A 4383-nucleotide genomic window follows, 5' to 3' on the forward strand; every position below is an offset into this window, starting at 1 on the left:
CAAGATTTTGAGAGAATCGTGCTTCAAAACCTTGCGTCTTCATCGGCCCGCGTCCTGTAGGGGCGAAGCATTCGGGCAATAACCTATCGGTGAAACCGTAGATTTTCTATCCGAATGCTTCGCCCGTACTTTTTCAGCAAACCCCATTTAAACATCATAGAAATTGTCAAACAGAAGCAATGGCAGCCCTAGAAAAGGCTTTAGAAAAAGAAGCGGAAAACTCGATCGCCACCGTGATTAAATTAGCAATATCTCAGTGATACTAAATCCGTTTTTAATCCTGTGATTAACTGCCGATCTAACTTTAAAAACCCATTTATGGATTGTTTCCCCCCTATCCCCTATCCCCTATCCCCCATCCCCTATCCCCCATCCCCCATCCCTTCTCTCCTATACTTTTTAAACAGGATTTAGTATGACAAAGACAAGAGGCTGAAATCAACACCATGGAAGACATTGAGAAGGACAACCTAAAATCTTTTCGCTAATTTTGCCATAGACTGCACCCTTTGCTTCTAAAATAGGCTATTGCGGCTAGACCCCAATATTGGTCAAGCATTTGCCCGTAGACTGAAAAAAGCACGTTATAAAGATTATGGCCAAAGTTCTGGTATCCGATTCGATCGATCCGGTAGGAGTAGAAATTCTGTCACAGGTTGCCCAAGTGGACGTGAAAACAGGACTATCCGCCGAGGAAATCATTCAAATTATCCCCGAATACGACGCACTGATGCTCCGTTCCAGTACCCGCGTCACCAAAGAAATCGTCGAAGCGGGCAGCAAACTGCAAATTATCGGCCGCGCAGGGGTAGGAGTCGATAATATCGATGTTCCCGCCGCTACTCGTCAGGGTATTATTGTCGTTAACTCTCCCGAAGGTAACACGATCGCCGCTGCCGAACACGCCTTGGCCATGATGTTATCCCTCTCCCGTCATATTCCTGATGCCAATCAGTCGGTAAAAGCGAATAAATGGGAAAGAAATCGCTTTATCGGCACAGAAGTTTATAAAAAGAACCTAGGAGTCGTTGGTTTAGGTAAAATTGGCTCCCACGTCGCCGCCGTTGCCAGATCCCTAGGCATGAAAATTCTCGCCTACGATCCCTTTATTTCCAAAGAACGCGCCGATCAACTCGGTTGCACCCTGGTGGATCTGGAACTACTCTTTGCCGAGTCCGATTTTATCACCCTCCACGTCCCGAAAACTCCCGAAACCCAGCATCTCATCGGTCGGGAAACCATCGCTAAGATGAAACCCACAGTCCGCATCATTAACTGTTCCCGCGGCGGCATTATCGACGAGTTGGCTTTAATTGAAGCCCTCGAATCCGGTAGAATCGCTGGGGCAGCCTTGGACGTATTTGAACAGGAACCTTTAGGCGAATCTAGATTAAGAGAATTATCTAACGTCATCCTCACTCCCCACCTAGGCGCATCGACTACGGAAGCACAGGTTAATGTGGCTATTGATGTGGCCGAACAAATTCGCGATGTCCTCCTCGGTTTGCCAGCGCGTTCGGCCGTTAATATCCCTGGACTAACTCCCGATGTTATGGAAAAACTGCGCCCTTACCTGCAATTAGCGGAAACTATGGGTAATCTCGTCAGCCAGTTAGCAGGAGGTCGCTGTGACTCGTTAAATGTCCGTTTACAGGGAGAATTGGCCACTAAAGACAGTCAACCTCTGGTGGTGGCGGCAATTAAGGGTTTACTTTCCCAAGCCCTCCGGGAACGGGTAAACTATGTTAATGCGGCGATCGAAGCTAAGGAACGCGGTATCCGGGTAATCGAAACCCGGGATGCTTCCACCCGCGACTATTCGGGATCGATTCATTTGGAAGCTAATGGTTCTATGGGGACCCATTCCGTTACTGGGGCGCTGTTAAGTACGGGAGAAATCCGCATTACTGACCTCGATGAGTTCCCAATTAACGTGCCACCGAGTAATCATATGCTATTCACCCTTCACCAAGATATGCCCGGTATTATCGGCAAAATTGGCGCACTTTTAGGCAGTTTTAATGTCAATATCGCCAGTATGCAGGTAGGACGCAAAATTATTCGCGGTGACGCAGTTATGGCCCTGAGTCTCGATGATCCTTTACCAGAAGGTCTTCTCTCGGAAATTACTAAAGTCCCCGGTATCCGCGATGCTTACACAGTAAAACTCTAGATTAAATCAGTTATCAGTAAACAGTAAACAGTAAACAGTAATAAGTGAAAAGAAAGCTCCGAACTTGCCACTTAATACTGTTGACTGAAAACTCAAATTTGATAACTGATCCCTGATCACGGATAACTGAATATATGTCTAATAGTTGGTGGGAAATTACGGTTTTGTGCGAACCTAGTCTCGAAGAAACGGTTTTCTGGAGACTGGAAAATTTTGGCTGTTCGGGAACGGCCACGGCTAAAAAACAATCCTCTTTAGAGATTAAGGCCTATATACCAGAAATTAAAGCGCAATTGCCCGATTTAGAGGCACTCAGCCTCTGGTTAAAGCAGGATGCTTTGATTTTAGGTTTTCCCGAACCTGTCACCAATTGGCAGTTAATAGACGAGGAAGACTGGGCCAGCAGTTGGAAACAACATTGGCAAATTAGCGAGATCGGCGATCGCTTTTTGATCTGTCCTGCTTGGTTAAATCCCCCCGAAAATAACCAGAGATTGGTGATTAAAATTGACCCCGGTTCCGCTTTTGGCACGGGAACGCACCCCACCACCCAATTATGTCTAGAATCCCTAGAAATGCGTTTAAGTAGCAATCCAGAGCATAAAATTATCGCTGATATCGGTTGTGGTTCTGGCATACTGGCGATCGGAGCGATTTTATTGGGGGCCAAAAAAGTTTATGCTGTCGATACAGATCCGCTGGCGGTGAACGCGACGCACAGTAATCGCCATCTCAACCGAATTAACCCCGAAAATTTAGCTATTAATCAGGGTAGTGTCGAGGAGTTATTAGAATTAATTCCCGATGGTGTCGATGGCATCGTTTGTAATATTTTAGCCGAGACAATTATCGCTTTAATGCCCGAAATCACCCGTCTGGCAAAACCCACCACTTGGGGAATTTTAAGCGGCATCCTCGTCACCCAAGCACAAGCAGTTACAGATATTTTAGAACCCCAAGGCTGGACAGTGGCTGCCCTGTGGAAACGTCAAGAATGGTGTTGTCTGCAAATTCGTCGCACTGTGGACTAATAGACATCTCCAATAATCAAGATTTTAGCCCAGTAGATCAGGCTTCTAGCCTGATTTCTGGAGATGTCTCCTGAATACTGACTCCTGATGTCTGAACGAGTACGGAGGGAGTCGAACCCCCGACACCCAGGACCGGAACCTGGTGCTCTATCCTCTGAGCTACGTACCCACAATAAAATACTATTATATTATACCACTAGCCGATGCAGTAGATCAGAAATTCCTATGACTAGCGATCGCCCTTTAAAACTACTGATCAGTAACGATGACGGCATTTCCGCCCTAGGAGTCCGCACCCTCGCTAACACCCTCGCTACTGCGGGCCATCAAGTCACCGTAGTTTGTCCCGACGGCGAGCGCTCTGCTACCGGTCATGGCTTAACCTTACACCATCCCATCCGGGCCGAACAGGTGGAAGGAATTTTTCATCCCGATGTGATTGCTTGGTCCTGCTCGGGAACTCCCGCCGATTCGGTGAAATTTGCCCTTAGTGCCGTCCTGAAAGAGCGTCCCGATTTAGTTTTAGCTGGCATTAACCACGGGTCTAATCTCGGCACCGATATCCTCTATTCTGGCACGGTTTCCGCAGCCCTGGAGGGCTTAATCGAGGGTATTCCCAGTATTGCTTTTAGTCTGGCTAGTTTTAAAGCCTGTGATTTCCAACCGGCCGCCGATTTTGCCCTCACTTTAGTCAGGAAAGTTGCCCTTAACCCTTTTCCTATTCCCACTTTACTCAATGTTAACGTCCCGCCGGTTAGTAGTGGCGAAATCAAGGGGGTGAAAATCACTAGGCAAGGATTGCGACGCTACGAAGAAACCTTCGAGAAAAGACTGGATCCTAGGGGTAAAAGTTATTACTGGTTAATTGGGGAAGTAGTGGAAGATATCGAACAACCGGACTATACCCATTTACCCCCAGAAGTGCCTACGGATGTGCGCGCTATTGGCGAGAATTTTATCACCATCACGCCCCTACAATACAATTTAACTGATGTGCAGGGTTTTCAACATTTGCACCGGAATTCTTGGTTTGATTGAGGATCATCGAAAATTTTGGGTCTGAAACCCCGTCGTTCTACGACGGCTTTACCGTTAAATACTAGCGCATTTACCAAATATATGCTAAAATGTGAGACATGGAAAAAGCCTACTCGTTTCGATTTTACCCCACACCCGAAC

The 4383-nt window shown here is 47.0% G+C and carries 4 protein-coding genes and 1 tRNA gene; 4 read left to right on the plus strand and 1 reads right to left on the minus strand.

The window, feature by feature from the left end; all coding sequences use genetic code 11:
• The first annotated feature begins 595 nt into the window (after positions 1-595).
• Together serA and prmA are read left to right on the plus strand one after the other, a co-directional pair.
• Entirely contained in the window at positions 596-2173 is a 1578-nt protein-coding gene (serA, locus tag IM322_RS12585; RefSeq protein ID WP_002784892.1) for a phosphoglycerate dehydrogenase, read from the plus strand.
• A gap of 134 nt (positions 2174-2307) precedes the next feature.
• Positions 2308-3204, plus strand: coding sequence for a 50S ribosomal protein L11 methyltransferase (prmA, locus tag IM322_RS12590; RefSeq protein WP_287676372.1), 897 nt, complete (start codon positions 2308-2310; stop codon positions 3202-3204).
• Positions 3205-3300: 96 nt separating this feature from the next.
• Here prmA and IM322_RS12595 read toward each other — a convergent pair.
• Positions 3301-3373, minus strand: a tRNA-Arg gene (locus IM322_RS12595).
• 56 nt (positions 3374-3429) lie between these two features.
• Between IM322_RS12595 and surE the strand changes: the two genes are divergently transcribed.
• Positions 3430-4242, plus strand: a complete 813-nt coding sequence (gene surE / locus IM322_RS12600; protein ID WP_286824867.1) for a 5'/3'-nucleotidase SurE — start codon at positions 3430-3432, stop codon at positions 4240-4242.
• A gap of 98 nt (positions 4243-4340) precedes the next feature.
• The coding region (locus tag IM322_RS23340) for a helix-turn-helix domain-containing protein (RefSeq protein WP_353737494.1) at positions 4341-4383 on the plus strand (43 nt) is incomplete at its 3' end.

Origin of the sequence: Microcystis sp. M109S1 (assembly GCF_020247025.1) — a bacterium.
GTDB lineage: Bacteria > Cyanobacteriota > Cyanobacteriia > Cyanobacteriales > Microcystaceae > Microcystis.

What these genes read in the sequence shown, in the direction of transcription:
- prmA (WP_287676372.1), top strand. Translation starts at nt 2,308, where the DNA reads ATGTCTAATAGTTGGTGGGAAATTACGGTTTTGTGCGAACCTAGTCTC.
- surE (WP_286824867.1), top strand. Translation starts at nt 3,430, where the DNA reads ATGACTAGCGATCGCCCTTTAAAACTACTGATCAGTAACGATGACGGC.
- serA (WP_002784892.1), top strand. Translation starts at nt 596, where the DNA reads ATGGCCAAAGTTCTGGTATCCGATTCGATCGATCCGGTAGGAGTAGAA.